Annotated in this window: 21 protein-coding genes; 10 read left to right on the forward strand and 11 right to left on the reverse strand. The window is 46.8% G+C overall.

What is annotated here, in order from left to right:
- Positions 1-19 precede the first annotated feature (19 nt).
- From PAEVO_RS07290 to PAEVO_RS07310, 5 genes are all read left to right on the forward strand, one after another.
- Positions 20-2,239, forward strand: a complete 2,220-nt coding sequence (locus tag PAEVO_RS07290) for an AAA family ATPase (RefSeq protein ID WP_100536961.1) — start codon at positions 20-22, stop codon at positions 2,237-2,239.
- A 231-nt stretch (positions 2,240-2,470) separates the two neighbouring features.
- A complete protein-coding gene (locus PAEVO_RS07295; protein ID WP_100536962.1) occupies positions 2,471-3,625 on the forward strand; it encodes an AI-2E family transporter in 1,155 nt (384 codons plus the stop codon).
- Positions 3,626-3,865: 240 nt separating this feature from the next.
- A complete protein-coding gene (locus PAEVO_RS07300) occupies positions 3,866-4,351 on the forward strand; it encodes an RrF2 family transcriptional regulator (protein WP_100539353.1) in 486 nt (161 codons plus the stop codon).
- A gap of 88 nt (positions 4,352-4,439) precedes the next feature.
- On the forward strand, positions 4,440-5,486 hold the full coding sequence (locus PAEVO_RS07305) for a DUF1835 domain-containing protein (protein WP_243390662.1): 1,047 nt from the start codon (positions 4,440-4,442) through the stop codon (positions 5,484-5,486).
- A 163-nt stretch (positions 5,487-5,649) separates the two neighbouring features.
- Positions 5,650-6,405 (forward strand): alpha/beta fold hydrolase, encoded by a 756-nt coding sequence (locus PAEVO_RS07310; RefSeq protein WP_100536963.1) that lies wholly within the window; start codon positions 5,650-5,652, stop codon positions 6,403-6,405.
- A gap of 219 nt (positions 6,406-6,624) precedes the next feature.
- Here PAEVO_RS07310 and PAEVO_RS07315 read toward each other — a convergent pair whose 3' ends face one another.
- The 4 genes from PAEVO_RS07315 to PAEVO_RS07330 all read right to left on the reverse strand — a co-directional run bounded on the left by PAEVO_RS07315 (position 6,625) and on the right by PAEVO_RS07330 (position 9,478).
- Entirely contained in the window at positions 6,625-7,449 is an 825-nt protein-coding gene (locus tag PAEVO_RS07315) for a DJ-1/PfpI family protein (protein WP_100536964.1), read from the reverse strand.
- Between the two features lie 2 nt (positions 7,450-7,451).
- Positions 7,452-8,084: a DUF2306 domain-containing protein gene (locus PAEVO_RS07320; protein ID WP_100536965.1), complete on the reverse strand. Its 633-nt coding sequence runs from the start codon at positions 8,082-8,084 to the stop codon at positions 7,452-7,454.
- Positions 8,085-8,198: 114 nt separating this feature from the next.
- Positions 8,199-9,239, reverse strand: coding sequence for a DJ-1/PfpI family protein (locus tag PAEVO_RS07325; RefSeq protein WP_100536966.1), 1,041 nt, complete (start codon positions 9,237-9,239; stop codon positions 8,199-8,201).
- A gap of 20 nt (positions 9,240-9,259) precedes the next feature.
- Positions 9,260-9,478, reverse strand: a complete 219-nt coding sequence (locus PAEVO_RS07330; protein ID WP_100536967.1) for an SHOCT domain-containing protein — start codon at positions 9,476-9,478, stop codon at positions 9,260-9,262.
- A gap of 206 nt (positions 9,479-9,684) precedes the next feature.
- Here PAEVO_RS07330 and PAEVO_RS07335 point away from each other — a divergent pair, with 206 nt between their 5' ends.
- Both PAEVO_RS07335 and PAEVO_RS07340 read left to right on the forward strand, forming a co-directional pair.
- Positions 9,685-10,371 (forward strand): response regulator transcription factor, encoded by a 687-nt coding sequence (locus tag PAEVO_RS07335; protein WP_100536968.1) that lies wholly within the window; start codon positions 9,685-9,687, stop codon positions 10,369-10,371.
- 1 nt (position 10,372) lies between these two features.
- Positions 10,373-11,734: a sensor histidine kinase gene (locus PAEVO_RS07340; RefSeq protein WP_100536969.1), complete on the forward strand. Its 1,362-nt coding sequence runs from the start codon at positions 10,373-10,375 to the stop codon at positions 11,732-11,734.
- A gap of 84 nt (positions 11,735-11,818) precedes the next feature.
- Here the strand turns inward: PAEVO_RS07340 and PAEVO_RS07345 are convergent, their stop codons facing one another.
- Genes PAEVO_RS07345 through PAEVO_RS07355 form a run of 3 tightly spaced genes read right to left on the reverse strand, consistent with a single transcriptional unit; the run spans position 11,819 to position 15,795 of the window.
- Positions 11,819-12,910, reverse strand: coding sequence for a GerAB/ArcD/ProY family transporter (locus PAEVO_RS07345; RefSeq protein ID WP_100536970.1), 1,092 nt, complete (start codon positions 12,908-12,910; stop codon positions 11,819-11,821).
- A gap of 34 nt (positions 12,911-12,944) precedes the next feature.
- Positions 12,945-14,162, reverse strand: a complete 1,218-nt coding sequence (locus tag PAEVO_RS07350; RefSeq protein WP_100536971.1) for a Ger(x)C family spore germination protein — start codon at positions 14,160-14,162, stop codon at positions 12,945-12,947.
- A gap of 34 nt (positions 14,163-14,196) precedes the next feature.
- The gene (locus tag PAEVO_RS07355) at positions 14,197-15,795 is read right to left on the reverse strand and encodes a spore germination protein (protein WP_481856487.1); all 1,599 of its coding nucleotides are present in this window, start codon (positions 15,793-15,795) and stop codon (positions 14,197-14,199) included.
- Positions 15,796-15,988: 193 nt separating this feature from the next.
- Here PAEVO_RS07355 and PAEVO_RS07360 point away from each other — a divergent pair, with 193 nt between their 5' ends.
- The gene (locus tag PAEVO_RS07360) at positions 15,989-16,534 is read left to right on the forward strand and encodes a glutathione peroxidase (protein WP_100536972.1); all 546 of its coding nucleotides are present in this window, start codon (positions 15,989-15,991) and stop codon (positions 16,532-16,534) included.
- Between the two features lie 15 nt (positions 16,535-16,549).
- Here PAEVO_RS07360 and PAEVO_RS07365 read toward each other — a convergent pair whose 3' ends face one another.
- Positions 16,550-16,966 (reverse strand): DUF5367 family protein, encoded by a 417-nt coding sequence (locus tag PAEVO_RS07365; RefSeq protein WP_100536973.1) that lies wholly within the window; start codon positions 16,964-16,966, stop codon positions 16,550-16,552.
- A complete protein-coding gene (locus tag PAEVO_RS07370) occupies positions 16,963-17,535 on the reverse strand; it encodes a TetR/AcrR family transcriptional regulator (RefSeq protein ID WP_100536974.1) in 573 nt (190 codons plus the stop codon). The genes PAEVO_RS07365 and PAEVO_RS07370 overlap by 4 nt, the downstream gene beginning before the upstream one ends.
- Before the next feature lie 189 nt (positions 17,536-17,724).
- Here PAEVO_RS07370 and PAEVO_RS07375 point away from each other — a divergent pair, with 189 nt between their 5' ends.
- Positions 17,725-18,738 carry a helix-turn-helix transcriptional regulator gene (locus PAEVO_RS07375; protein WP_100536975.1) on the forward strand — a complete coding sequence of 338 codons (1,014 nt, stop codon included), beginning with the start codon at positions 17,725-17,727 and terminating at the stop codon, positions 18,736-18,738.
- 131 nt (positions 18,739-18,869) lie between these two features.
- Entirely contained in the window at positions 18,870-19,664 is a 795-nt protein-coding gene (locus PAEVO_RS07380) for an SDR family NAD(P)-dependent oxidoreductase (protein WP_100536976.1), read from the forward strand.
- A 104-nt stretch (positions 19,665-19,768) separates the two neighbouring features.
- Here PAEVO_RS07380 and tatC read toward each other — a convergent pair whose 3' ends face one another.
- Both tatC and tatA read right to left on the reverse strand, forming a co-directional pair.
- Entirely contained in the window at positions 19,769-20,512 is a 744-nt protein-coding gene (tatC, locus tag PAEVO_RS07385) for a twin-arginine translocase subunit TatC (RefSeq protein ID WP_100536977.1), read from the reverse strand.
- The gene (tatA, locus tag PAEVO_RS07390) at positions 20,509-20,694 is read right to left on the reverse strand and encodes a twin-arginine translocase TatA/TatE family subunit (protein ID WP_100536978.1); all 186 of its coding nucleotides are present in this window, start codon (positions 20,692-20,694) and stop codon (positions 20,509-20,511) included. Before tatA ends, tatC begins: the two co-directional genes overlap by 4 nt.
- Positions 20,695-20,701: the final 7 nt, after the last annotated feature.

Consider the following 20,701-nt stretch of genomic DNA (forward strand, 5'->3'; position numbering starts at 1 on the left):
AGTTTGGAGGTGAGCGGTCATGAACGACCAGAATGACAATGAATCTTGCGTGCTGTCTCCTGGGAGAGAATGGACTGACGAAGAAAAGAGCCTTGTCTGGAAAAAACCATTAACGCATAAAGTAAGCGAGGAAGAACGCCGAATCACGAATGAAATTAAGCGTAATTGGCATCGCGGCGAGATGAAAATCGTCAATATTCTATTGGAGGGAGATGCCGGCTCCGGAAAAACACAGCTCGCCAAGGCGCTGTCTGCAAACTTCAGGTTACCCTATACCAAAGTAACCTGTTTTGCCGATATGGATAAATCGGATATTCTTGGCGCCATTTTACCGGTTATTTCATCGGATCGAATGAAGCAGCTGGAAACCGCGGACCAAGCGGCCTTGAAAGCATTATACGAAAGCGATGGCTTTCGAAGCTCGACGGAGATTTTAATGGAGGCGCTGGAGATTCCACAAGAGATGGCTGCCGCCAAGATGAAGCAATTATTGAAGCTGGCTGCGAAAAACGCTCAGGATGGAGCTGTAGAGTATCGATTTTACGCTTCCGAGATCGTCAGAGCTTTTCAAAAGGGATATCTGCTGGAAATACAGGAACCGAACGTGATTCGGGATGCTGGCGTATTGATGGCATTAAATTCCGCATTGGAGCCGGGCGGCAGTCTTAATCTCCCAACGGAGATCGTGCACCGGCATCCGGATTTCATAGCCGTGATCACGGCAAACCGCAGTTATGCGGGATCCAGGCCGCTTAACGAGGCATTGCGCGACCGAGTGCAGCATACGGAGAAGATGGACCTGCCGACCAAAGAGATCATGATGGAGCGGGCAATGGCCAAAACCGGTTATCGGAACGAAGAAATGCTGGACGTGCTGGCAAGTGTCATTATTCTATTGGATAAAACGGCCCGGGCTAATGCCATTAAAGGCGTGGCTGGCATGCGCTCCTACTTCTATTGGGTGGATGCCGTTGCTCAAGGTGCGCCTGCGAGGGAGGCACTTTACCATAAAGTGATCTACAAGATAACTACCGATTCGGAAGAGATCAAACTGCTGGAAGAAGCGCTGGTAGGCGAAGGCTTATTGGATATGTTGGAGGAAGTCCCGATTGAAAATAATAAAAAACGGAATGCAGATGCAGTGGAGATCACGACATGGGGCAGCGATATAGGCCCGGACTCCACTTCTGATGGGGAAGCCGAGGAAGAAGGGCTCCGGTTAATAAAGTCCGCTGAAAGCGAAAACAGCACAACCATCCTCGCGGATGAGTCAGCGGATATGGAGAGTACGGATTCAGGGGAGGACGGATCACCGCTATATCATCAGGCCAATCCCGCACCCATGTCGGAGGAGGAGAAGCAGAGGGAGCGGGACTTCCGCAAAAAATTGAATCAAGTCTCCAGAGCCATCGTGTCCGACTCGATTCATCAGGCTGTTAAGCTGATCGTTCACCGTCCTGAATACGAACCGAATCAGCAGGAGGAATATTCGAGTCTGAGTATGGGCCTTATGCCCATCGTTCGGGAAATCGCCAGAAAGACGCTGCCGCTATTGGAGCATGAGATCACCGCGGAATATGCCAAAAACCATTACTATGGTTCTAAATTTCAGGCTGACAGCGTGGCCTATCGCGATTTCAAGTATTTTGCCAAGAAACGTCCTCCGACGGAATCCCCTGGTCTTGTGGTCGGTTTGAGGGTGGATGAATCCGCATCGATGGCTGCTTTCGGTAGATTAGAGGCTGCCAAGCGGGCGGTCATTGCTGTCTATGAATTCTGCCAAATTTGCCATATTCCTGTTTTAATTTACGGGGATACTGCGGATGTTTCCCGTTTGGAACAAATGTCCATCTTCGCATATGCCGATTATGATCAACCGGATGTTCGGGATCGGTTCAGGTTGATGGGGATCCGTGCCAGAAGTAATAATCGGGATGGTATGGCTTTAAGAATTATGGCGGAACGGTTAGCAGCTTCACCGAAGCAAACCAAGCTGTTGATCAGCATCAGCGACGGGCAGCCTAAAGCCATGGAAGACTATACAGGAAATCTGGCTATTCAGGACATGCAGCAGACGCTATCCGAATACGAAAGAAAAGGAGTCAAATTTTTGGCGGCCGCCATCGGTCAAGACAAGGATGTCATTAGTCAGATCTATGGTGCCGAGAGGTTTTTGGATATGACCAACCTGAATGAGCTGCCAGCGAAATTGGTGCGCATCATTTCCCGGTACTTGTAAGATCATACTGAACAGCTTCCGCCTGCGTGTCCTTGTGACATGCGGGCTTGTTCCCGTATTTATGTCAGTGAATACCTGAAATGCCTTCTTGGTAAACTGGACATGTGCCCCGTTCAAACATTATAGTTAAAAGAATGAAGATCACGTCATTTTGTCGGATTTTTTCGTTGTCGTGAATCAATAATCAGCTTTACATCTTGAATATGTATACATAAGTAAGGGAGGACATGTATGGAGCAACCCCGTATTTGGCCGGATCGGTTCAAGCGCTTTTTTCTGAACAATAAGTTTGTGCTTCTTTTGCTTGTTCTGTTGCTGGTTGGACTCAATGTGTTGGTTCTAAGCAAGATTTCGTTTGTGCTGCATCCGCTCGCCGTGTTAATCAAGACGATCGTGTTGCCGATCATTTTATCAGGAATTCTCTATTATTTGCTGAACCCTCTGGTAGATGTAATGGAAAAATGGAAGATCAAGCGCGGATGGTCCATCCTGATCCTGTATCTGGTTATTGCCGGTATTCTAACGATCGTGGTGCTCGCGGTCATTCCGGTGCTGCGCAACCAGATTATGGGGCTGATTGATAATTTTCCGACATATAGCGAAAAGGCTAGACAGCAGTTTGAAGATCTAACGGGCAGCGAGTTGTATAATCAGATTCAAGAAACCATGAACATTAACTCCCAAGAGTGGTGGACAACCGTCACGCAGAAGGCAACGGAAATTCTGAACCATACATGGAGCAGAGTGGGCGGGTTTCTGGGTGCTTTTACGGAGGTTGTGCTGTCGATTGTGACCGTACCCTTTGTGCTGTTTTATATGCTGAAAGACGGCAAAAAGCTACCTCTGAAAATATTGTCTTTCCTGCCGACGAAGAGTCGTTCCGGAATTTTGCATGTGCTTCAGGATATCAATCATCAGATCAGCTCGTTTATCCGCGGGCAGATTATTGTGAGCTTCTGCATTGGGATTCTGCTCTATATCGGTTACATGATCATCGGTCTGGATTACGCGTTGATTCTTGCGATTATTGCATCGTTCACCAGCGTGGTGCCCTATCTGGGACCCGCAATTGCGATTACGCCTGCGCTCATTGTGGCTTTGGTCACTTCTCCGATGATGCTGCTGAAGATGGTGGCGGTATGGACGATCGTGCAGTTAATCGAAGGGAAGTTCATCTCACCGCAAATCATGGGCAAAACGCTTAAGATTCACCCCATTACGATTATCTTCGTCATTCTGACGGCCGGTAATCTGTTCGGTGTGGTTGGCATTCTGTTAGCCGTTCCCGGTTATGCGGTCCTTAAGGTTTGTGTATCCCATATCTTCGAATGGTTCAAGGACACATCGGGATTATATGATCCTCGGAATAACAACACGCTGAAATAGTCCATTAAATTTCGGCGGTTGCAATACCCGTTGGACCGTAAGGCTTAAGGCTATCATATGAATTTGCTTGCGAAGTCGCCATGTTGGCGGCTTTTTTTGCGGACAATTCCCCTCAAAGAATCAGAAGGTAAATGTAACCAAGACCCACCCTATAACCTGGGTTCATTGCAAAAACGAATCCGAGTTAATATAATGGATATCATAGGTCTATGTAATTCGAAATTAAAGGAGGAAACCGCCATACAGTTTTCCAAAAGCGTTGATTATGCTCTCCACGCCTTAATCCATTTGGCTCATTCGGAGCGTGACCAGAACATCGGAATCAAGGAGTTATCTGCGACGCTGGGCGTTTCAGAAAGCTATTTGTCCAAAATCATGTCCAAGCTGAGGCAGGATGGAATCGTGCGGGCAGTGCCGGGAGTGAACGGAGGCTACGAGCTTGCAAAGACGGCCGAGCAGATTACATTCCTTGAAGTGATACAGGTGATCGAAGGAAGGCAGCAGCTCTTTGAATGCTCAAATATGAATTCGCGGCAGCATCGTTTGCTGACCGAAGAGAAGGCTGCCGAGAAACAAGAGGACCATCCCCGTGAGTGCGTATGCCTGGTCAAACAGGTGATGGACGGTGCCGAACGGCAATTGAATCGATACTTGGAGGAGCAAACGATCCAGTCGGTATTGGACGCGGCATCAAAACGTGGCAGCTGTGCTGAGAACAAGAAGTGATGAACTTCTTGCATTCCGAATGTGGATACATTAAGTCTATAATACATGTGCACATGAAATTAAGGTAACTTCTCATCAAGCCGAAAGTTTGGGAGGGATTGTAATCGATAAACTCTTTGAGAAATTAAGCGGGTTTGGAGAAAGAGAGCATTGGCTTTTACTTCGTCAGTTGGTGAATACAGCGATACACGATTCTACGCATGGTGAGCACGAAGATAGAATGTTCGGTCAAAGATTGTATAATCTGATGGAAATGCACATAGATACCGTTAGCTACCAGAGACTGCAAGAAGAGAAACTTCAAACTCGCGTCCATATTGTGTTCAGTCTCTCTGAAGCCGGTTCATTAAAAGTTGCGCTCAGTAAAGTTGGTAAACGGGAGGAATCTCGGGTAGTAGCATTTAATGATTGGTTTTCAGTTGGTCCCATCACGGAATTAAGCACAAAGGAGGGGCAGCTCCGAAGGCAAATGTGGTTGATGGAACATGACAGGGACTCATATTATTCAGACAGTATAAACCAGGAACACCAAATCGAGCGTATGATCGATACGCTGAAGAATATACCGGAGAGCAAGACCGTTGTGATATGGTGCGGGGATAATGCCCATGATCAAACGGGACTTCGATTTGCAATGTATATGCTGAGGGAGCGGAAGAGTCCAGTCCATATGGTCAATGTGACACAAATACTCACAGAAACGGCGCAGGGGAATGCTCCAGTATCGCAGGCATTGGTCGAACGAGATAAATACATCGATATTGTTAGAAATTATGGTGAGGGGATCCCTCTGAATTCTGATCTGAGGAAGCGATATGAATCAGAATGGTTGGAGTTGGCAGGACAGGAGGATGTGCTCCGACTCTGGGAAGAGGGAACAATCATAGGCTGCCAAGAGGATAAACTGGACGAGGTTATCGTCAAATCGGTCATGGAGCTGCAAGATAAACTCAGTCCCGGTAATTTTGTTAAAGCTGGAGACGTCGTGGCTAAAATACTGGAAAGCTCACAGCAGCGTATAAGCTATTCCTTTATCATCTACAGAATCTGGAGTTTGGTCAGTGATGGAGTCCTGACGTTCAAGGGATTACCGGGTTTTCCTCATCAATTCTCGCTAGGTCTATCGCATGTTTAAGAAGCCGCCATGGGCGGCTTTTTGTGTTGATTTGGACAGTTCTTACCCTATGTAAGGAAAGGCACTTGGATTTCATGCGTTTTTCTATTGACCGAATGTTCAGTCTTAAATTATATTAGAAGCATAATCTGAATCATCATCCATAGGAGAGAGGAGTTTTCAAATGGATTTAGCTTATCAGACTCAAGGCAGTGGGACACCCGTTGTGTTGGTACACAGCCCAGGTGTAGATTCAAGAGAATGGAAGTATATTGCTCCGCAGTTAGCCCGGAATCATCAAGTCATCACGTATGATGGTCGCGGAACGGGAAAATCCCCTGCGCCGCAATTGCCAACCAGCTTGGTTGAAGACCTATGGTCATTGCTTGATCATCTGGAAATTGACCGCGTTTCGCTTGTCGGTCATTCCATGGGAGGGCAGGCAGTTACGGATTTTGCCTTGACTTACCCTTCTAGAGTCGACCAGTTGGTATTAATCGCACCATCGCTAACCGGATTCGAGCACTCCCAGCCCTTCATCGATTGGATGGCCCAAGTTAATGCTTGTGCACCCGATGTCAACCGTCTGGTTGAACAATCGTTAAGCGGGCCGAATTATCGGGTGACGATGTCCAGCTCTGAACGGGATTTTATGCGCGAGATGCATGCGTTGTATATGACCAGAGTGTTTAGTGAGTGGAAGAGCTTCGAGGTGGTATGGCCGATGCCGCTAGCGATCGAGCGGTTGGAGGAGCTTGTTGCAAACACGCTGTTTATTCAGGGGACGGTCGAATGGGAGGATATGCAGCGAATTGCGGAACAGTTCAAGCGAGCTCAAGACGTCCGTTTCGAGGTAGTCGAGGGGGCTGACCATATGATCACGCTGACGCACGCAGAAGAACTGGCTGGTTTGATTCTTACATTTTTAGCGAGAGGATAAAGGGACTCATCCGGCAGAACTACAAAAATAGGCGCTTTGCTTGGTAGAGTGACTAAAGATTGCACTTAAAAAAGCCGCACAAAATGCGGCTTTTTTGATGAATTCACGCGATTTTTCTCAACGAGTAAGTGAAACGACTTCTATTCATTGCGACTGTTATTGTCCAATAAACGGAAGATGAGAGAGAGACGGTTCCACGCTCCCCGATTGCTCCGCTCTTCACTTATCGGCTTTTTTCTCCGGTGCAGCCGGGGGTGCTTTTTTAGATGTTTCCTGGCTCGTCTCAAAGCTAATCGGCGTTATGCCTTTTGCCTGCCATACTGTACCTCTACGCTCGTATTCGAATAACTGCTCAATGGCATTCGCAATCTGCGGCCCGACTTCGCGCTCAACCAAATACAAGGCCACATCAAGTCCGGAAGTAACACCTCCGCCAGTCACCAAGCGCGGACCATCTTCCACGATTCTTGCTTCAACCGGAACTGCACCGAGAGCTCCTAGCGCCCCCATGCCGATCTGATTGGTGACAGCATATCTGTCTTTCAACAAGCCATCCATAGCCAGCAGCAATGAACCTCCGCACACGGTAGCCACCGTGACTTCTTTATTATTCATCGCTTGTTTCATCAAACTTGTTAAACCAGTATCCTTAGCCTGTCTTAAAATGTTGGGAATAGCATCTTGGGAATTCCCCGCCGGCTTTCCCGAGGCTCCAGGAACCACTATAATTCCGGAACGGTTAGGGTCTAATACGGCTTGCGCTTCGAGGGTAGGCCCATTCAGCCCGCTCGGGACCGAACGTTTACCTTCTGCAGATACCAATTCAACCGTGATTTTGCCACCAGTATACATGCCAGCGGCAGCAAATACTTCATATGGCGCTAATGCGTCCAGCAGATCAAACCCATCGAATAATACGATTTGTACATGTACGCTTTTGTCCTTGAATGGATCTTGCTTCTTAGTGCTTTCCGCGCTTGCTGCGGGGGCTAACAGACTTAGAATGAGCGTGAACGACATGAGTAAGCTAAGTATTTTTTTCATCCTTACATCAATTCCTTTCGATTCGTTCTGATGATCATTTCAGGAATAACTAGCAGCAGCGCAATCGAACCGTAAACGCCGATGGTGTAGCTGGTAGCGTAAACGTACCCAAACCCCTGATGAAAAAGGGAAGTAATGAGATGAATCAACATGTTCGTGAAGCAAAAGGCGTAACTACGAATCATCCAGTTGCGATGACGATTGATCCGTTTCCTCTTGATCTGGACGAGCGCCGTAATGGTGATAACCAGCCAGATCATATTCAGCAGATTGAATCCCATGCTGCTTATTTTTCCGCCGGTGGCGTAGGGGGCCATATAGCCGGAAGTCAGCACAACTAGCAGTACGGATACGATATATACATAGCCGTTTATGCGATGGAGCCTGAGGCTTTTTTCAAAAATCCGATTCGAAAAGTTAATCAGCCCCGATGCCATGGCCATACATGCGAATGCAACATGAACGTACATGACATTTAACCAAACCGGGAGATTAAGCTCGCGCTTCAGCCCGGTTTTATGGCTTAAAAACCCCGCAGCACCGGGATCGATCCAGTAGTTTTTAACCAAGGCGTATAGTATAAATAGAATGCTGACACAGGCCAGCAGTAGGTATAACGATTTCCGTTTCTTCATCCGTTCCCAACTCCCGAAGCGACATATTAGATAGATTCCATTCCTGAAAAAAACTCGATCGATGTACATTCTTGGAAGCCAGACCGCGTGTAGGCCGCCGCGGTTTTTCTAGGATTAGAAAACCCGTTTTCCTGTTAATTTGGATGCAGGCAGGAGGCCGGCTTTGGCCATACCGATCATGTGATCTCCATCGACGACAACTTCAAATTTGAGATTCAAGCGCATGGGTTTCGTGATTCGCAGCGACCAGGTCAGCTTGTTATTCAGAAGCACGGGGTTTATAAACTCGATGGTTTCATCTCCCTGCGTTGCGGTGCCATGGATCATCTCATGTCTTGTCGCAATGGAGAGCTTGACCTCCAGCTTCCCGACAGGCGTAGCGAGGGTGGTATCCCAATCCCCGTCGAAGACCGATGTCTGTGTGCTATTGCTATGCACGGAGCTGGGCGTGGTTGTCATCGATGTTTTGTTCACCGCGGTGCTTGGTTCCTCACTCGTCAATGGTTTGTGAACGCTAGGCGCAATCCCTTTATCCTTCCAAACCGTTCCTCTTCGTTCATATTCAAACAACTGCTCTACCGCGTGAGCGATACGAGGCCCAAGTTCACGCTCCACCAGATATAGCGCAACATCGAGTCCTGAAGTCACGCCGCCGCCGGTAACCAGATTGCCGTCGTCCACGACGCGAGCCGAGACGGGAATTGCACCGGTTGCACCAAGTAGATCCATGCCCAGGTGATTGGTTACCGCCGGCCTGCCTTCCAAGAGGCCTCCCATGGCAAGCACCAGGGAACCGCCGCAGACCGTAGCGACGATGATGTCTTTGTGCTGGAGCGCCTGCTTGATCATATCGGTCAATCCCGTACTCATGGCCCGGCTTAGAATAGCCGGAATCGAATCGGGCCCATCATCTACGACATCGCCGGATGCGCCAGGTACGAGAATGATGCCCGCACGTTCCGGGTTCAGTCTGCCACTCGCTTCAATCTTCAACCCGTTGATGCCGCTAGGCACGGATCTTGGACCTTCGGCGGTGACCAGTTCTACGCTTAACGCGTTTTCAGCATTCATGGCTGCGGCGCAAAAGACCTCGTAAGGTGCTATTGCATCCAGAAGGTCGAAGCCGTCAAACAACACGATTTGAACGTTTAGCATTCCATAATTCCTCCTAGTCTCTATTTGATCAGAAGATCTTTCAGCAAGCGATATTCCTTCTCATCAATTTCACCTTTGGCCATTCGACTCTTTAGAATCATAGCGATGTCATCCTTTTGATGATCGCTTTTGTAACGTTGACGAATCGCGTATACTCGAACCGCCAGGAAAGCAAACAGCGTGAGACAAAACAAAGCGCCGAAAGGGAAGAACGAGAAAGCGTTATTTTCCAAACCCATATGTAAACCTCCTTTATCGATGACTGCGCCCGACAATCACCCGAAATATGGGCTGTCCGTGTGCGCAAGTAGAAGCATAACAAACGAATATCTCAAACGAAGATGTAGAAAGGTCACAAAAGTATAAACAAACCATCACAATACATAAGCTTGCGTTGGTTCTTGCTAAAAAAATGATAAACTAGGATAGCAAAGGTGGGATAAACATGATAGGATCAAAGACGATACTGGTTGTAGACGATGACCAAAGTATCGTTGAGCTATTAAGGGATTTTCTAGAGAATGACAACTTTCAAGTAATGACTGCTTGCGATACCGCTCAAGCGTGGGACATATTCAAGCAAAACTCCATTCATTGTATGGTTCTTGACATCATGATGCCGGGACAAAATGGATTTGAGTTTTGCCGCCGGATTCGTGGGGAGAGCAATGTTCCCATCCTCTTTTTGAGTGCTCGCAGCGATGATGTGGATAAGATTCGCGGCCTAACTCTCGGAGGCGATGATTACATCGTCAAAACGGCTTCGCCGGGAGAGATCGTTGCCAGAGTGAAAGCCGTATTGCGGCGTTCCGCTTCCCCGCAGCCAATGGATAGTAGGGTCTTGGATTACGGCCGCATCAAGTTAAACCTGTCCACAAGAGAAGTACTAGTGGATGGAAATAACGTCGTGCTCACACCCAAGGAATATGAGTTGCTTCGATTATTTGCCGAACACCCGAGACATGTTTTCTCCTATGAACAATTACTTGCGAAATTTTGGGATGGGGTGGGGGATAGGCATACGATTCGGGTCCATCTCAGCCGGCTTCGCGAGAAAATCGAAGCCGATCCGAACCAACCGATATTCCTGGTCAACGTATGGGGAGTAGGGTATCGCTTTGAGGGAGGGTAACATGAGGTCACTCCGCATTCGTACGTTTACAATGCTTTGCTTCTTCTTTATCCTCTTATTGCCTTGGATCTTCTTTGTTGCCGCACACTTTATGGAAACCAAGACGCTCAGCTTCGAAAAAGGTCGGCTGCAAAACGAAACGCTGCAACGAAATATATCGGAAATAACTCAGCGAATTGAAACGGACACAGACCAATGGTCGGATCCGAACTGGCAAAACCAATTGTATACAGCGCTGCGCGAAGCGAAGATGGATGTTCTCATTCAATCCGCAGCAGATCAGGAAATTTATCGTTCCAATCCGGAACGACGAGGAACTACGTTATCGACCGAGCGGTTCTCTGTCATAGAGGACGGCCAATTGCTGGGAAGGGTTATTCTGTATTTGCCTCAAACCAATCAAGTTCAAGTCATGTCGGCTTTTATCGGGCTCCTGCTTGCGATCTTTGTTGTCGGAATGGAAATGAGAAGATTCGTTCTTAAACCACTCGAGAAGATGGGAATCGCAGCTAGGCAAATTGCAACAGGGGATTGGGAGGTTCGATTACCCATGTCCAGGGTCACCGAAATTGCTGAAGTCCGCGACGGATTCGATGTTATGGTGAAGGGACTGGAGCAGTCCTATCGGAAACAGGCCGAATTGGAGGAGGAACGCCGATTCGTCATTGCTGCTGTTGCGCATGATTTACGGACACCGTTGTTCGCTTTGCGTGGCTATTTGGATGGACTCGAGCAAGGGATCGCACAATCCCCGGAGAAAATGGCCCACTATGTGGCGGTTTGCAAGGATAAATCGGCACAATTGGATCGTTTGGTAGAGGACCTTTTCACCTTTACAAAAATGGAGTATGTGGAGTCGGAATCGGAACTGAACCATAAAACGGTTGATTTTAACCAGGTAATTCGGAATTCAAGGGACAGTCTAAGTCCGCTGGCTCGGCAAAAAGGCATCTCGATCTCATACCATGTAACAGATGGCTGCACTATCAATGGAGATATGCATTTATTAGAACGTGCCATGAACAATCTTTTGGATAATGCCGTCAGACACACGCCAGCGGGTGGTGAAATCCAAGTCCAGTGTAACAAGGATGGCAATAAGGTTAAGTTTACGATACGCGATACCGGGCCGGGTTTCTCTCCGGAAGAACTTGAGCGCGTATTCGAACCTCTATATCGGGGGGAAGCATCCAGAAGTCGTTCAACCGGTGGCAGCGGATTAGGTTTAACCATTTCACGAAGAATTGTTAGGCAGCACGGAGGCGAACTTGCTGCAGGCAATCATCCGGAAGGAGGAGCACTGCTTGAAGGATGGTTACCTGCAGCAGCATCTGAGCAGATGGGTGTTGTGGATGTTCTTTAGTACACACGATTTGTTACACGCTAAAAAAGCCGCGACAACGCGGCTTTTTGGTTTGCATGAAAGTGTCGTTGTGGACAATGCTAATCACCCGGGCTTGGATGAACTAGATCCTTTGACTAGAATAATCAACGCTAGAATCAGCGGTATCCAGATCTGAAAAATAGGAAAATGATATTTCAAATTTTGATTAAATCCGATCCAGATATGATATATAAAGTTGGGGGAAAGAAACGAAATGGTATAAATGAAGGCACCCACGATCACTGTTAATTTTTTATGGCTCACTTTGATTAAACTCGAAAGTCCAAGCACGGCTCCAAGGTAGAATGCCGTCATTTTAACGAAAATTCCAATATAAATCAGCATGATAATCAAAGGATCCAAACGTTCAAGGAAATTGGCGATTTGGATGAGACGGACAGAACGAAGCAGCGGAAAAGTCGAAATACTTGTAATCGAAGGGTCCAGAATAGCAAGGTTTAAAATGTTGAATAGCAATAAAAAGATGCCGACGAAAATATAAGCAGAAACAGATGCTTTGGACAGCGTTTTCTTGTCGTCGAGATGACTCCAAAACATGAGAAATACCACGATTTGTCCAAAGGGAAAGCTAATCACCTCTGGTAAGGAAGCACGCAACACCGGCAGAATGCCATTCTCTAATATGGGCATAAGACGCTCAAGATGAATGATGTTCGAGCCGATGAACATGATGATGATGAGGATATAGCCTATTAGAGTGAAAGGAAGCATGAATTCGACGACACGAAAGAAAACCTCAATGCCTTTTGATACCGCGTAGCCGGACAGCACGACCATCAAAAGAATAAGGATGTACAGCGGCGTACTGGGGAGAAAGGAGATATTGATAATGTCCGAGAACTCCCGGGTATTCCTCATGGATTCATACGAAAAATAAACGATGTAGGCTACAGTAATGAATGAGCCTAGATACTTGCCCAAGTGTTGATTCAATATTCGGGGGAGACTAAGATCCGAATTTCTGTTTTGAATATATAGATAGACATATAGCAACAATGATCCCGCGATCATTCCAGCCAACATGACAAGCCATGCATCTTGCTTAGCTTCGATCCCCAGTTCATACAACGGGGAACTGCCAATCATAAACAAGATGGTCATGGCAATGATTTGGTATTTACCGATTTTCTCCATGTTGAACCTCCTTATTCATGGGATCGAATGCCGGTTAATTCTTCGGTTCAATCAAATTCGAGAATGGTTTATTGATCATATTCGTGTGCTCAATGGTCACTTTGATGTTCAGGTTAAGTTCCAGTTCCTGAAGCGGTTGTTCGGACGTTGATAATCGTCTGCTTACTGAAGGGTACCTTCTATGAATCATATCCATGAAGCCTACCGGATCGCTATTCAATTCCTGCATCCTCTTCCAAGCTGTCCCTATCTCGTCCTTGATTTGTTCGGTAATCGTCTCCTCAAGTTTCGTTATGACATCCGGCTTTGTTAAATCCATCGTACAGCTGGTTTCATCAAGGGCACCTTTCGTTTCAATGTGTACCCGCATATTTATAGATCCGTTTACCATGACTGGCTCCACCTGGGTCGATGAATGGACTACCCGATAGCTCGATAGTTGAGTATTTTCTCGATCACTGCAAGGAAAAACAATGATCAAGTTTTTGACGCTGTTCGACAGCCAAGCAACCCCTCTGCTTTCTTCCCGCTTCATCCATCCAACCAGCTTGTCCCCTCGAAAGACCCCCAGATCCCCAAGTTTGATTACCGCTTTATTCCGAGTTGACTTGAGGGCATCCAGGGTGGATTGTTCCTCTTGATCGCCGGAAACCTTTAGCTCTGGAACGACGGCACTTCGGTAAGGATTTGCGATCATCGATGCAAAATCGATCAATTTAATATTTTTAACCTGGGACAGATTCTCTTGACCTTGCGTAATGACTCGTTGAATCGCGTTTCCCGTTATTTTCTCTAATGGAATTAGTACTTCTAATAGATTTGAGGCTTTGCCCTTGGTCAGGAGAACAGACATCGTTTCCCTGCTTTCCAAGGGCCGGAGGAAAAAATCAAGAATTTGCCGTACTCCTTCCTTACGCGCGACCTGCTCATTCAATATCAAAATGGAGTTATGGGCAAAAAAGAGCGTTCGAGGTGCTTCTAAATTGGCATTCTGCATGGCTTCACGAATCGTCTTTCCCCTCGTCGAAAAGATGGTGATCGGAGATTGGCTGCCGCCGGCTCCACCGCCTGTCTGGGTAGCAATGGACTGCGGGATGACGACTTGGAAGGAAATGACCCATTCGTCATTGCTTCGGTCAATGGATGTCGCAGATACAATGCTGAGCGAGTTAAGCTCCCGGCTATCCCAGCAACCGTTTAGCAATAACGGGAGGATCAAGGTGAGAATCAGGAGATTAAGTTTACGGTTCATCTAATTCTTCACCTCCTAGTTTACCGGTTGTTGACTACTTCCTGTCTTCGGTAGGCGATGGTCGCGGACTCATTTTTTGACGTTTCCGGTTATTCTGACTGATTAAGGTCGGTCTTGCCAGCATGGCCCACCATGGAACACGAACCAACACGTCTTTTTGGTCTGACGGGATAAATGGAGCGAACGGGGCAAGGTAGGGCAAGCCGAATGAACGTAAACCGCATAAATGAATTAACATCGCGATTAATCCAGCCATAATGCCAAACAGCCCTAATGTCGCCGCCAGTATCATAAAACCAAAACGAAGCAATCTTGCCGAGTTCGATATGCTCACGGACGGGGCCACAAAGCTGGCAATGGCCGTGAATGCAACAATGATCACCATGGCAGCAGATACTAAACCGGCCTGGACTGCCGCCTGCCCCAGCACCAAAGCGCCTACAATGGATATCGCAGAACCCATAGCTCTCGGCATTCGAACGCCGGCTTCCCTTAATACTTCGAATGTAATTTCCATAGCCAGCGCTTCGACAACGGCCGGAAAGGGGATGCCTTCCCGCTGGGCAGCAAGGCTAATCAGCAAAGTTGTTGGCAGCATTTCTTGATGAAACGTTGAGATAGCAATATAAAGCGAAGGAAGAAGCATCGATACAACAAAGGAGATGATGCGTAAGAGACGCAAAAAGGTGGCGATATCGAATTTTTGATAGTAATCCTCACTCGATTGAAAAAGCTTAAAAATGGTGATGGGGGCGAGCAGCGCAAAGGGAGTTCCATCAACCAATATGGCCACTTTCCCTTCCAGAATCGCACCGGCGATCGCATCGGGGCGCTCCGTGTTAGTAATGGTAGGAAAGGGGGTGAACGTATTGTCTTGAATGAATTCTTCGATATAGCCGCTCTCCAGAATACTGTCGGTATCAATTCGGTCTAATCGATTCAGTATTTCTTGTACTACCTTATCATTGGCGATACCATGCAAATACATGACGGAAACATGCGTTTGGGTGACCCGGCCAATCTTTCGATCTACAATCCAGAGATTCGGGCTTTTAATCTTCCGACGGATTAAAGCCGTATTGGTGCGGATATTTTCCGTGAACCCTTCCTTTGGACCGCGAACCACGGTTTGAGATTGGGGCTCCTCTACGCCCCGCTCTTCGCCTCCTGTAGAGCTTGCCATAATGCCGTGGCATGATCCGTCTATGAGAATGACGGTATTGCCTTCAAGCACGGCGGAGATGAGTTGACCCAGATCATTCAAATCGCTAATGCTGCCGATGGATAAGAAGCGGTTTTTGATCATAGAGAGGATCTCAGTTGGGTCGGATGTATGAAGCTTTTCATGGTAGTCTTTTGGTGTTAAAGATTGCATGATCGAGTTATTAATCGTAAGCGTATTAACCAGCCCATCGATATAAATGACCGCAATGGTATGGTCGCTTCCGAAACTATGTTGTAACGTACGAATAATGATATCTCGGCTGTTACCGGTCTGCTCCCTGAGCTTATGCAAATTCTGGTCCAAGCGATCAGAGAGGGGAGAGGGGGACGGCATTTGATTCGTTTGATGATTTTGTTGAGATCGATCTGGTTTGGATTTTGTTTGCTTTGATTTTTTGAACAATGGCATGTGATCAGCTCGCTTTAACAATGATTCATACGATCTAATCGTTCCCTAATTCTGGTTTAATATTCGGTTGGTTTGAGCACCTAGCGTATTGATTTATTGTGTATATCTATAAGTGTTATTCAAACTATATATTGGACCTATAAGCGCCTTAATTCTATGATCTTTGTATAAAAAGCAAGAAGGAGTGTGACCGATGTCCATTTATCAATTTCAAGCCAAGTCCATTCTCGGCCAACCCGTAGAATTATCCACCTACCACGACAAGGTTCTTCTTATCGTTAATACTGCCAGCAGATGCGGCTATTCCCGTCAATTTGCTGATCTTGAGCAGCTTTATGAGTTTCACCGTGAACAGGGCTTTGAAGTACTCGGTTTTCCGTGCAACCAATTCAATGAAAAAGAGCCTGGGAGCAACGCGGAGATTCAACAATATTGCGAGGGGCAATATGGAGTGACGTTTCCTTTGTTTGAAAAAGTCGAGGTTCGCGGACCGTCGGCTCACCCGTTGTTTCCATATCTTACGCATCGAGCGCCTTTTCAAGGCTTCGACACACAAACCTCGAGCGGGCGCTGGATGCAGGATTTCCTGCTGGATAAATACCCGGATATATACGCCGGTGACGATATCAAGTGGAATTTCACAAAATTTTTGATCGACCGTAACGGTAACGTAGCGGGGCGATATGAAACTGTGACGGATCCGTTAGAGATCGAGCCGACTATCATATCGCTTCTCTGAAGAAGTTCATTTCCTTCATGAATGGCGCCGAGGAGCCATCCTTATAGGTCTCAGCCCTACCAGAAATATCAAGCTGTATGCCCAGAATAGCCAGGCAGCCAGAACGTGGATGCTCTGCTCTGAAATAACCGGGAATACGACAGAGTGGAAGAGTAGCGACAGAATGTCCAGCAGCATACCAGGCAAAGCGATGTAGACGGAAAGACGAGGGCGATCTGAATTCGGAATATCCAGATAGGAGAACAAAGGAGCGATACATCCATAAATCAAGGGGATCGCGATTAGAAAGCTGACGGCGGTTCTCATGGGATGCCTGACATCAATCAACCAATCACCCCAGAAATGAAAGATAACTGTCGCTGCCAGCCAAAGGACAAAACCCCATGCCAGAAAAAATCCATGACGCTGCCTGTTTATAGGAATGCTGTTCATTTCTTCACCTCGCTGGACATGAAGTCAAAAAACAGTTGTAATGCATGAAAGATTTCGTCTTTTGGAAATTCTTCATTAAGCAAAGCTTGCACGGCCAGCCCATCCATTAATGCGTTCATTAAAATGCCCCAGTGCTCCATGGACATTTCCTCTATTGGTGATTCACCCCACCGAGCAGTAAGAATTTGAGTCAGGTATTTGTTTTCTTCTTGAATCATGGCGCCCATTCGGCTGCGATTCTCTTGGATCTGAAAGCTTGCAGCTAATGACGAAAAAAATAATCGGTGATAAACAGAATGATAATCGCATCTTTCCTTGGCTTCTTGTATGGCTTCTTCAATTGATCGATTGTTTTGCTCCAGCGAAACCCATGAAGCATTACATAGACTCTCAACAAGTTCGATTATTAATTGCTCTTTCGTTCGAAAATGATAATAGACCGTTCCCTGGCTGACATTAGCCTGATCGGCCACTGCTTTCAAAGTTAATTTATCCATACCTTTTTCTGAAACACACTTTTGGGCAGCCTCGAGCAGCTCTTGTTTGCTAATTACATTTGGTTTCGCCATGACCGTTTCACCTTCCTATAAAGTAAGTTATTCAAACAACTAACTCTAATGTAAAAAAATAAACTCCATTTGTCAAACAGAAGAAAAAAGGCACAACGATCAATATTGTCAGCAATATTCATGGTTTTGATGTATAATAACGTCTCATATTAACAATTACAATTCATAGTAGCTAAAGGAGCCCTATATATGAAGTCTTACACCTCTGACCAAATTAAAATCCCGCCGGGATTTTGGGAAGGATTACATCAATTAGGGATTGCCGCCCATGACGTAGCTCGACAAGCACAATTACCGCTTACCATCATTACGGAATCTATAGTTACTACCGCCCAATATTTCGCGATCTGGGAGGCTTATTCCGATCTCATTGGGGACACTGCCCAAGCCATCATCGAACTTGCGACGGTCTTTGAAACGGCGAAGTACCCACCGACCGTCTTAGCGCCTTACCACGCTCGTGACTACCGCGATGCTCTAAACCGGATGGCTCGGTATAAACAACTATGTCCGCCCGAAGGCTTGCTTATCAACGAGGATGGCGAACGCTGTACCATCGACCTGGAATGGCTGAATCTAGGCGAGCAGCCCGGTCCATCGCTGCTTGTTGGTATCACACTGGCATGTCTTTTGGAGCTTGGACGCCGGGGCACAGATCAACCTTTGACCGCGCAGTTGGTCGAATTTTCGGAGCCCATGGGCGATGTACAGGCGCTTGAAGCTTATTTTGGCTGTCGGATCCGGACGGGCGCAAAACGTAACCGGTTGACGCTCTTTCGAAGAGATCTGGACCGACCTTTTCTCTCGTACAACGAAGAATTGCTGGAGATTCTGACTCCCGCACTGGACCGATCGCTTGATGAACTTCAGAGTAATCGCTCCATTACCGAGACGGTCAAGTGGATCATCAAACGCTGTCTCACAGCAGGACGCCCTGACATTCAGTCTGTGGCGAAGGAGCTCAATGTGAGCGATCGCACCTTACAGCGCAGGCTAACGGATGAAAACACGAGCTTCAAGCAACTGTTGACACAAGCTAGACATGAACAGGCCATCGAGTACTTGGCAGACCCTTCGCTCGATATCAAAGAAGTTGCCTTTTTGATCGGATATGAGGATCAGAACTCGTTCTACCGTGCCTTCCGTCTTTGGGAAGGAGATACTCCATCGAATTGGCGAACTGAACATTTCAGTACCGGTTAGAGGTTGCAGGTTCCTTGGTATTCACAATTGGCGTGTTGTACAAGTACTTTGGCGTTATATGCTAGTTACTCTTCATTCCTGACAAAGTAATATAATCACTATCCGGATCGCAAAGGAGTAATGATTATTTTATGGATATGGGATTAAACAATAAAACGGCTCTAGTAACTGGGTCATCAAAAGGAATAGGTAAGGCCATTGCCTTTGAACTAGCTAAAGAAGGTGTTCATGTACTCATTAATGGACGAAATCATGAAGAGGTCGAGCAAACCGTGAATGACATCAAGTCCAAGTTCCCGGCGACTTCTCCTCAAAATGCTACCGCCGATATCGTGGATTCGAAGCAAAGAGAAGCACTGTTTGAAAAATATCCCACAGTGGATATTTTAGTTAACAACATGGGGATTTATGAGATTATGCAGTATGAGGATGTGGATGATGAGGTATGGGAGAAATATTTCCGTACGAATGTTCTTGCTGCTAATGGACTAACTAAATTTTACTTGCCTCAGATGTTGAAGCGTGATGATGGGCGGATTATTTTTATAGCAAGCGAAGAAGCCGTTATGCCATCCGGACAAATGCCTCAGTACTGCATGACAAAATCAATGCTGTTATCCTTGTCAAAGAGTTTGTCCAAATTAACCATTGGAACGGAAGTAACGGTCAATACGATCATGCCAGGACCCACCATCTCTGAGAATGTGTACGGAATCATTGAAGGGATGTACCCTGATAAAGATATGACTTTTGCTGAAAAAGAAAAAGAATTTATGGTTACGAATCTGCCTCAATCCGAAATACAGCGATTTATCAAGCCTAACGAAATAGGTAGGCTGGCTGCATTCCTAAGCAGTCCGTACGCATCCGCGTTTAAAGGTTCTCCAATCCGGATGGATGGGGGAATGGTGCCTACGATTTTCTAACGTTTATTTAAATAGGTCTGCACATAGTTAAAGCTTGGGATCTAAAACAGATCTCCAAGCTTTTTTTAGTATCCGTAAGCAGCGTCCCTGATGTGAACCGGGTTTTATTCGCCTATCAATTCCAGCTTGGTCTGCCTTTTGTGATATACAATGCGAGACAATCCAACGCTAATCTCATATAGAAGGAACAGGGGCACAATAACGAGGATGTCCGACACGATATCCGGCGGTGTAATGGTAACGGCTGCTATCGTCAGCAGCAAATAGGCGATTTTCCGCATTTTAGCTAAGCGGAGCGGGTTCAGAATGCCAATCGAGGTCAAGAACATGATGACAACGGGCATCTCGAACAGCACACCGAACGGTACGGTCATGTGCACCATAAAACGGAAGTATCTCTCGGCGGTATATGCTGTTATGAAATGGTGCGACAGCGAATCCAGGAAGGACAGGACCATGGGATAAATGACAAAGTAGCCAAAGGCCAAGCCCAATAGAAAAAGGGCACCGATTGCGGGGATATACGCCAGTGAAGCACGCCGCTCAATGGTACTCAAGCCGGGTACAACGAATCGCCATACCTGAAATCCGGCAACAGGCATCGTCACCGCAAGAGCTATAACCCCTGCAATCATGAAGTATACCCAAATCACGTCCGTCGGTCCCAGCACTTGAAGCTGACCCTCCACGTCGCGAGTCAGCATTTCATACAGCGGTTCGACATATAGAAAAGCGGCACAAAGGGCTACCAAAAAGGTGCCCAGTGTGATGAGAATCCGCTTGCGGAGCTCTGTTATGTGCTCTATTATATGCTGCTCCTGTTCGTGTCCCTGCTCGTGCGGGGTCATTTCAATTTATCTCCATCCTGGATATCTTCGCTTGAAACCAGTTCACGTGTTGAGTTTTTGAACTCGCTCAGTGTTCGACCGAAGGCACGGCCCAGTTCAGGCAGCTTCGAAGGACCGAAAATAATTAAGGCGATCAACAAAATGAGGATCAGCCCTGTCACGCCGATGTTTCCTAAAGGCATATGATCA

It is taken from the genome of Paenibacillus sp. GM2FR (genome assembly GCF_002803325.1).
GTDB classification, from domain to species: domain Bacteria; phylum Bacillota; class Bacilli; order Paenibacillales; family Paenibacillaceae; genus Paenibacillus_AQ; species Paenibacillus_AQ lautus.

What these genes read in the sequence shown, in the direction of transcription:
- PAEVO_RS07290 (WP_100536961.1), top strand. Translation starts at nt 20, where the DNA reads ATGAACGACCAGAATGACAATGAATCTTGCGTGCTGTCTCCTGGGAGA.
- PAEVO_RS07295 (WP_100536962.1), top strand. Translation starts at nt 2,471, where the DNA reads ATGGAGCAACCCCGTATTTGGCCGGATCGGTTCAAGCGCTTTTTTCTG.
- PAEVO_RS07310 (WP_100536963.1), top strand. Translation starts at nt 5,650, where the DNA reads ATGGATTTAGCTTATCAGACTCAAGGCAGTGGGACACCCGTTGTGTTG.
- PAEVO_RS07315 (WP_100536964.1), bottom strand. Translation starts at nt 7,449, where the DNA reads ATGAAAAAAATACTTAGCTTACTCATGTCGTTCACGCTCATTCTAAGT.
- PAEVO_RS07320 (WP_100536965.1), bottom strand. Translation starts at nt 8,084, where the DNA reads ATGAAGAAACGGAAATCGTTATACCTACTGCTGGCCTGTGTCAGCATT.
- PAEVO_RS07325 (WP_100536966.1), bottom strand. Translation starts at nt 9,239, where the DNA reads ATGCTAAACGTTCAAATCGTGTTGTTTGACGGCTTCGACCTTCTGGAT.
- PAEVO_RS07330 (WP_100536967.1), bottom strand. Translation starts at nt 9,478, where the DNA reads ATGGGTTTGGAAAATAACGCTTTCTCGTTCTTCCCTTTCGGCGCTTTG.
- PAEVO_RS07335 (WP_100536968.1), top strand. Translation starts at nt 9,685, where the DNA reads ATGATAGGATCAAAGACGATACTGGTTGTAGACGATGACCAAAGTATC.
- PAEVO_RS07340 (WP_100536969.1), top strand. Translation starts at nt 10,373, where the DNA reads ATGAGGTCACTCCGCATTCGTACGTTTACAATGCTTTGCTTCTTCTTT.
- PAEVO_RS07345 (WP_100536970.1), bottom strand. Translation starts at nt 12,910, where the DNA reads ATGGAGAAAATCGGTAAATACCAAATCATTGCCATGACCATCTTGTTT.
- PAEVO_RS07350 (WP_100536971.1), bottom strand. Translation starts at nt 14,162, where the DNA reads ATGAACCGTAAACTTAATCTCCTGATTCTCACCTTGATCCTCCCGTTA.
- PAEVO_RS07355 (WP_481856487.1), bottom strand. Translation starts at nt 15,795, where the DNA reads ATGCCATTGTTCAAAAAATCAAAGCAAACAAAATCCAAACCAGATCGA.
- PAEVO_RS07360 (WP_100536972.1), top strand. Translation starts at nt 15,989, where the DNA reads ATGTCCATTTATCAATTTCAAGCCAAGTCCATTCTCGGCCAACCCGTA.
- PAEVO_RS07365 (WP_100536973.1), bottom strand. Translation starts at nt 16,966, where the DNA reads ATGAACAGCATTCCTATAAACAGGCAGCGTCATGGATTTTTTCTGGCA.
- PAEVO_RS07370 (WP_100536974.1), bottom strand. Translation starts at nt 17,535, where the DNA reads ATGGCGAAACCAAATGTAATTAGCAAACAAGAGCTGCTCGAGGCTGCC.
- PAEVO_RS07375 (WP_100536975.1), top strand. Translation starts at nt 17,725, where the DNA reads ATGAAGTCTTACACCTCTGACCAAATTAAAATCCCGCCGGGATTTTGG.
- PAEVO_RS07380 (WP_100536976.1), top strand. Translation starts at nt 18,870, where the DNA reads ATGGATATGGGATTAAACAATAAAACGGCTCTAGTAACTGGGTCATCA.
- tatC (WP_100536977.1), bottom strand. Translation starts at nt 20,512, where the DNA reads ATGACCCCGCACGAGCAGGGACACGAACAGGAGCAGCATATAATAGAG.
- tatA (WP_100536978.1), bottom strand. Translation starts at nt 20,694, where the DNA reads ATGCCTTTAGGAAACATCGGCGTGACAGGGCTGATCCTCATTTTGTTG.